Source organism: Pseudomonas sp. FG43 (genome assembly GCF_057809175.1).
Map to the genome: position 1 here is coordinate 126,151 of NZ_JBMDJL010000021.1, position 6,892 is coordinate 133,042.

Sequence of the window (6,892 nt, forward strand, 5' to 3'; positions counted from 1 at the left end):
GAAACTTTAAAAAACAGTTTTTTTCGTCTGAAACCCTTTTGAGAATGGGCTCCAGAGGGTGCAGGAAATTTTTCCAGGTCTTGCAGGCCTCTTCATTAGCAGTGTCCTTTCCTTTCTTTGCAGGCTAATTGCGCACCGAAATAGTGCGAAAAGCGAAGGCGATGCCGTATTGCTGCGCAGGTCAGTGATTCTGCCCATGCCAGGGCACCAGTTTGCGTTGCAGCGCACGCAGGCCCAGTTCCATGGCAAAGGCGATGACGGCAATCACCAGAATCCCCAGGATCACAATATCCGTCACCAGAAACTGCGCGGCCGACTGCACCATGAAGCCAAGCCCGCTGGTGGCTGCGATAAGTTCGGCCGCGACCAGCGTCGACCAGCCCACACCGAGCCCGATCCGTATGCCGGTCAGAATGTCCGGCAAGGCGCTGGGCAAGATCACATGGCGGATCAACTGCCAGCGTGTGGCTCCCAGAGATTGTGCGGCTCGCAGTTTGGCCGGGTCCACGGTGCGTACGCCGGTTGCCGTGGCAATGGCGATGGGCGCGAAAATGGCCAGATAGATCAGCAGGACCTTGGAGAACTCGCCGATGCCGCACCAGATAACGATCAGCGGCAGATAAGCCAGTGGTGGAATAGGGCGATAGAACTCGATCAGCGGATCGAAGATGCCTCGGGCGATCCTGTTATGTCCAATGGCGATGCCTACCGGGATAGCGCTGAGGATGGCTGCTCCCAATGCCAGGCCGATACGTTGCAGGCTGGCGCCCAGATGCTGCCAGAGGTTTGAGTCCATATAGCCTGTGGTCAGCAGCAGCCAGCCTTTCTGGAGAACGTCAGAGGGCGGTGGCAGGAACAGCGGCTCGATCCATTGCGCTGCGGTCACTACCCACCACAGACCCAACAGGATCGACAACGTCAGAACACTGATGGTGCGGGTGCTCAACTTCAATTGCAGTGGCGTACGCGGTGTTTTCTTTGTGCCGGTCTTGGCCGGACTCTCTAGTTCATAGCTGCTCATGCGCGCTGCTCCCGTGCGAGGTTGCGCTGGGAAAAGACGCTGGCCAGTACGTGTTCGCGGGTTTCGATAAAGCGTGGATCGGACTTGATCGCCCGTGCGGACTCACCGGCGCTGTAGCGTTGTCCGAAGTCCAGTTGCAGGCGTTCGGCAATATGGCCGGGATTGGGGGCCAGCAGGATCAGGTCGGTTGCCAGGAAGACGGCTTCTTCGATGTCGTGGGTAATCAGGAACACCGGTTTGGCGGTGCGTCTCCAGACTTGCAGCAACAGTTCTTGCATCTGTTCGCGGGTGAAAGCATCGAGGGCACCGAAGGGTTCGTCCATCAGCAGCACCCGAGGGTTGGCTGCCAGCGCTCGGGCCAGGCCGACACGTTGTTTCTGGCCGCCCGACAATTGCCAGATGCGGCGTTGCTCGAAACCGGCCAGATCCACCAGTGCCAGCATTTCCCGTGCTTTCGCTTCGCGTTCGGTTCGGGAGACACCTGCCAGCTCAAGTCCGAACGCAACGTTGGCCAGCACATTCTGCCAAGGCAGCAATGCATCGTCCTGAAACACCACGCCGCGCTCTGCACTCGGGCCTTCTACAGCAATGCCGTCGAGCGTGATGCGCCCGGCACTGGGCTGGACGAAGCCTGCGATCAGATTGAGCAATGAGGTCTTGCCACTGCCGGACGGGCCAAGGGCAACCAGCAATTGCTGCGGCCCCAGGCTCAGGTTGATATCCGCCAGCACAGGCTCTGCCGCGCCGGGGTACTGTGCGCTTATACGCTCCAGTTGCAATAGAGCCATGGCTGTTGCCTCATTCTCGATCAGGTGGATTATTGGGGAATGAACTTGGCGCTGGTGTAGGCCGAGTAATCAGGCAGTACCGCATCGACCTTGCCTTGTTCTTTCAGGAAGGCAGCGGTCTTGGTGATAGCCTCGATGGTCGGTGCGCCCAGCAGAGCTTTCTGGTCGACGGCCAATGGATAAACGTTGCCTTGCAGCAGCGCAGGAATATCAGTTGTCTTGGCACCGGACAGCTTGCTCAGCTTTTCGATATTGCCGGTATTGGCGATCCAGGCACTCGGGTCCTGACGGTAGCTGGCGTAGGCATCGAGCGTCACTTTGGCAAAGGCACTGACCAGTTGCGGGTTCTTGGCCGCGAAGTCCTTGCGCACGATCCAGGCGTCGAAGGTCGGAGCACCGGCCTGGGCCAGCTCGCCGGAGGTGATCAGCACCTTGCCGGTTTCCTTGGCAACGCCCAGTGCCGGGTCCCAGACGTAAGTCGCGTCGATATCACCGCGCTTCCAGGCGGCGGCAATGGCGGGTGGTGCCAGGTTCAGGATGGTGACCTTGGCCGGGTCGATGTTCCAGTGCTTGAGCGCGGCCAGCAGGCTGTAGTGGCCTGTGGAAACGAACGGCACGGCGACTTTCTTGCCGATCAGGTCTTGTGGCGTATTGATGCCCGAGCCATTGCGGGCCACCAGCGCTTCCGCCGCGCCGATCTGGGTGGCGATCAGGAAGGTTTCAACAGGCAGTTTGCGAGTGGCTGCGGCGGTCAGGGGGCTTGAACCGAGATAGCCGATCTGTACATCGCCCGACGCGATGGCGGTGATGACGTCTGCACCGTTCTCGAACTTGCGCCATTCGATCTTCGAGTTGGTGGCTTTCTCATAGGCGTTATCTGCCTGAGCGACCTTGGCGGGATCGACGGTGGTCTGGTAAGCCACAGTGAAGTCGGCAGCCTGGGTGAGGAAAGACGCGCCTGTCAGAGACAAGGCCGCCAAAAGGCGCAGGGAGAAGTGCAGTTTCATGGTGAAGCTCCGAATCAGGCGGGCCGGGTACTGGCTGATTGCGGAGCGTAAATGATCTAAGAATTTAGAAATAAATAACTTTTTTGAATTAGCTTATGAGCCGAAAACGAGACTGTTCCCGAGTCGTAGGAGCGAATTCATTCGCGAAATGCATCGCGAATAAATTCGCTCCTACGCAGGCGGCGATCTTTTACACAGATTGCGCATTACGGCTTCAAGGCTTCCACACCTGCACATCCTTGGCGTCCACGGCCTTGGGCAGCAGCCCCGCTGCCAGGAATGCATCGGCAATGCTCTGTTGCTCATCGAGTTGGTCGGCTTGTACCGCTTGCACCTCATAGCTGCGCCGCTTATTGGCTGCTTCTACGGTCGCGATATCCAGGCTGCCCCACAGCGGGCTCAGAATCCTTGCGGCTTCGTTCGGGTGGGCTTTGACCCATTCGCCGGTTTTCTTGAGTTCGGCGAACACCACCTTCAGGACTTCCGGGTTGCTATTGGCATAGGGCGTGGTGGTCAGGTAATAGCGTTTGTAGCTGGCCAGGTCAGTGCCGTCGGCCAGGGTGCGGGTAGGCAATTGGCGCTGTACGCTGCTGAGGAAGGGTTCCCAAGTGACCCAGGCGTCCACCTTGCCGTTCTCGAAGGCGGCGCGGCCATCGGCTGGTGTGAGGTAGGCGGGATCAATATCGGTGAACTTCAGGCCGGCCTTGTTCAAGGCGGCAATCAACAGGTAATGGCTGCCAGCGGCTTTGGTGACCGCGATTTTCTTGCCCTTGAGATCGGCCAGGGTTTTGAACGTCGAATCGCTGCGCACGACAATCGCCTGGGCTGATGGAGAAGAGGCTTCCTGAGCGAAATACGTCAGCCGCGCTCCCGCCGCCTGAGCAAAGACCGGGACCGTATCGGCGACATCGGCGCTCAAGTCGACATTCCCCACGTTCAGTGATTCGAGCAAAGGCAAGCCACTGGGAAACTCATGCCATGACACCGAAATGCCCTTTTTGTTCAGTTCACGCTCCAGCGTACCCTGGCTTTTGAGCACCGAAATGAGCGTTGAGGACTTCTGAAAGCCGATTCGCAAAGTTTCTTTTGCGTGTGCTGGCACAGAAAGTGTCAAGGTGGTGGCAATTGTCATAATTACTGCTAGTTGATGCGCAAGTAACCGTTTTGTAAGGGATTTTATCTTCATTGTGCGGGTTTTCCGGTTGGGATTTCGTGACTGGAGAGTCGAGATCCGGTTGTCCGGTAGCTGAAAACTAAACGATCTGACGAATGGTCGAAAAATATTTTTTGGGAATTAGCTTATTTGATGGATACACTCCTGTGCGTCCTGGTTGAAATGCGTTGTGACATATATCAAATCAGTCTAAAAGCGTTACGAATAATTGCTTTTGGATTTATCGGATTTTCACTACCTTGCACCAGTGACAACGCGGTCTAGTCATTTGAGTCTCGAGGCGCACAGTCACCATTGACCTCTGGTCGGGCCTGTCGCTTAACGCGAATACATGGGTCAGAGCCTTGCTCGGCACCATGGATTAAAAAAATTAGATTCACGAGGAGCGTAGCAATGAAGAAGTCCACACTGGCCCTGGCCGTAACCTTTGGTGTATTGGCTCAGCAGGCCGGCGCAGCAGGTTTCATTGAAGACAGCAAGGCGTCCGTTAGTTCTCGTACCATGTACTTCAACAACGACCTGCGTGAAGGCCGTAACGTTACTGACCAGCGTGAAACCGCTACCGGTCTGAAGTTCGATTTCATCTCGGGTTACACCGAAGGCACCGTTGGTTTCGGTCTGGACGTTCAGGCTCTGGTGGGTGTGCATCTGGGTGGCGGTATCCAGAACAAGACCGCTACTACCCAGAACAGCTTCTTCCCCATGGATACTGACGGTGATTCGGTCAGTTCCTGGAGTCGCGGTGGTGCCAACGCCAAGGTCCGCTTCTCGAAAACCGAACTGAAAGTCGGTAATGCTCTGGCACCAAACCTGCCAATCCTGGTTTCCAACGACGGTCGTTTGCTGCCTCAGACCTTTGAAGGCGGTATCGTTACTTCCAAGGATCTGGACAACTTCACCTTGACTGGCGGTCAACTGACCGGTTCCGCTGGTCGTGCTTCCAGCAACTCCACCGGTTTGTCAGTATTTGGCGCTACTCGTGACAGCAACGAGTTCCGTTTCGCCGGTGGCGACTGGAAAGCCACCAAAGACCTGACCCTGCAGTACTACTTCGCTAACCTGGAAAACTTCTACAAGCAGCATTTCCTGGGTCTGGTACATGTTTACCAAATCGCTCCTGACCAGTCCTTCAAGACTGACCTGCGTTATTTCAACAGCAGCGCTGATGGCAATAACAGCAAGAACGTAGCGGGTTATGCCTTCAACAACAACAACGGTTATGCCAAGAACGTTGGCGAAGTCGACAACAAGACCTGGTCTGCAATGTTCACCTACACCTTGGGTGGTCATGCGTTCCTGGTCGGTCACCAACAAGTCGGTGACGACGGTGGTTTTGTCAACCTGAACCAAGGCAACGTTGTGGATGGTCGTGGTCGTCCAGAAGGTAACGGTGGCTCCAGCTTCTACCTGTTCACTGACTCGATGATTAACCAGTTCAACCGTGCCGGTGAGAACACCACTTTCGGTCAATACTCGTATGACTTCGCCAAAGTGGGTATTCCTGGTCTGAAAGCTGCTGTTGCCTACCTTCGTGGTGAGGACGTCAAAGGTGCTCGCAATACCTCTTCCTTTGGCCATGAGTACTCGGAGTGGGAACGCGACATGCGTATCGACTACGTGATCCAGAGCGGTCCGTTGAAAGGCTTCGGTACTACCGTGCGCCACGGTACCTACCGTGCGGATGAAGGCCTGAACGGTGCAAGTGATGCCGACCAGACTCGTCTGATCTTCAACTACACCTACGCTTTCAAATAAGCCCGGTCAGTTGAAAAGGAACCCCGCTTCGGCGGGGTTCTTTTTGCCTGAAATTTAATATTCCTTTCAGGTCTAACCAAATCGATATCCATTCTTTTTAATTTTTTAGCAGGCGGTGCACAGTAGGGCCATAACTCAATGAACACCCGACCGAACAAGGAGCAACACCATGACACTGCGACTTGGCGATATCGCCCCTGACTTTGAACAGGATTCCAGTGAAGGCCGTATCCGTTTCCATGAATGGCTGGGCAATAGCTGGGGCGTGTTGTTCTCTCACCCGGCCGATTTCACGCCGGTCTGCACTACCGAGTTGGGTTTCACTGCCAAATTGAAAGACGAGTTTGCCAAGCGCGGTGTCAAGGCAATTGCCTTGTCGGTGGACCCGGTCGATTCCCATATCAAATGGATCGACGACATCAACACCACGCAAAACACGCTGGTCAATTTCCCGATCCTGGCCGATGCCGATCGCAAGGTTTCCGATCTGTACGACCTGATCCACCCCAATGCCAGCGACACGCTGACCGTGCGCTCCCTGTTCGTGATCGATCCGAACAAGAAAGTACGCCTGACCATTACCTATCCGGCCAGCACCGGGCGTAATTTCCACGAGATCCTGCGGGTCATTGACTCCCTGCAACTGACCGACAACTACAAGGTCGCTACACCAGCCAACTGGGTCGATGGTGATGATGTAGTGATCGTGCCGTCCATCAAGGACGAAGCCGAGATCAAGGAACGCTTTCCTAAAGGCTACAAGGCCGTCACGCCTTACCTGCGCCTGACGCCACAACCGAACCGCTGATTTTCAGATTTATCGAGTGGGGTTATTCGGGCCGATTTATCGGCCCTTTTTTATGTGCGCAAATTTTTGCGCACCCCATCCTTGATAAAACACCCCTGAAACCCCCTCCAAGCCTTATGAACAGGGCTTTTCGACCAGCTGCGCAAGATATTGCGCAGGTGTGCACGGGCTTGCGCACTTTTTCGGGATTTTTGTATGAAAAACAACCAGTTTTTAAGGGTTTTAATTTTAAGTTATTGATTGTTATATAGAAAAATTAACAGGCATGACTCTTGATACAGACCGTTCCCACGTCCGAGCGAAGTCGCTCGGCAACCATCAGGGAACAAGGGATGTTCA

Annotated in this window: 6 protein-coding genes; 2 read left to right on the forward strand and 4 right to left on the reverse strand. The window is 55.3% G+C overall.

Going from position 1 to position 6,892, the window contains the following annotated elements:
• Positions 1–181 precede the first annotated feature (181 nt).
• The 4 genes from tauC to ACODS3_RS21815 all read right to left on the reverse strand — a co-directional run bounded on the left by tauC (position 182) and on the right by ACODS3_RS21815 (position 3,948).
• On the reverse strand, positions 182–1,021 hold the full coding sequence (tauC, locus tag ACODS3_RS21800; protein ID WP_122320524.1) for a taurine ABC transporter permease TauC: 840 nt from the start codon (positions 1,019–1,021) through the stop codon (positions 182–184).
• On the reverse strand, positions 1,018–1,809 hold the full coding sequence (tauB, locus tag ACODS3_RS21805; RefSeq protein ID WP_201019400.1) for a taurine ABC transporter ATP-binding subunit: 792 nt from the start codon (positions 1,807–1,809) through the stop codon (positions 1,018–1,020). Before tauB ends, tauC begins: the two co-directional genes overlap by 4 nt.
• A 29-nt stretch (positions 1,810–1,838) precedes the next feature.
• A complete protein-coding gene (tauA, locus tag ACODS3_RS21810) occupies positions 1,839–2,816 on the reverse strand; it encodes a taurine ABC transporter substrate-binding protein (RefSeq protein ID WP_201019399.1) in 978 nt (325 codons plus the stop codon).
• Between the two features lie 214 nt (positions 2,817–3,030).
• Positions 3,031–3,948: an aliphatic sulfonate ABC transporter substrate-binding protein gene (locus ACODS3_RS21815; protein ID WP_074569103.1), complete on the reverse strand. Its 918-nt coding sequence runs from the start codon at positions 3,946–3,948 to the stop codon at positions 3,031–3,033.
• Positions 3,949–4,383: 435 nt separating this feature from the next.
• Between ACODS3_RS21815 and ACODS3_RS21820 the strand changes: the two genes are divergently transcribed.
• Together ACODS3_RS21820 and ACODS3_RS21825 are read left to right on the forward strand one after the other, a co-directional pair.
• A complete protein-coding gene (locus ACODS3_RS21820; RefSeq protein WP_025262390.1) occupies positions 4,384–5,745 on the forward strand; it encodes an OprD family porin in 1,362 nt (453 codons plus the stop codon).
• Between the two features lie 169 nt (positions 5,746–5,914).
• Complete coding sequence (locus tag ACODS3_RS21825; RefSeq protein ID WP_201001216.1) at positions 5,915–6,553, forward strand: peroxiredoxin; 639 nt, start codon at positions 5,915–5,917, stop codon at positions 6,551–6,553.
• The last annotated feature ends 339 nt before the right edge of the window (positions 6,554–6,892 follow it).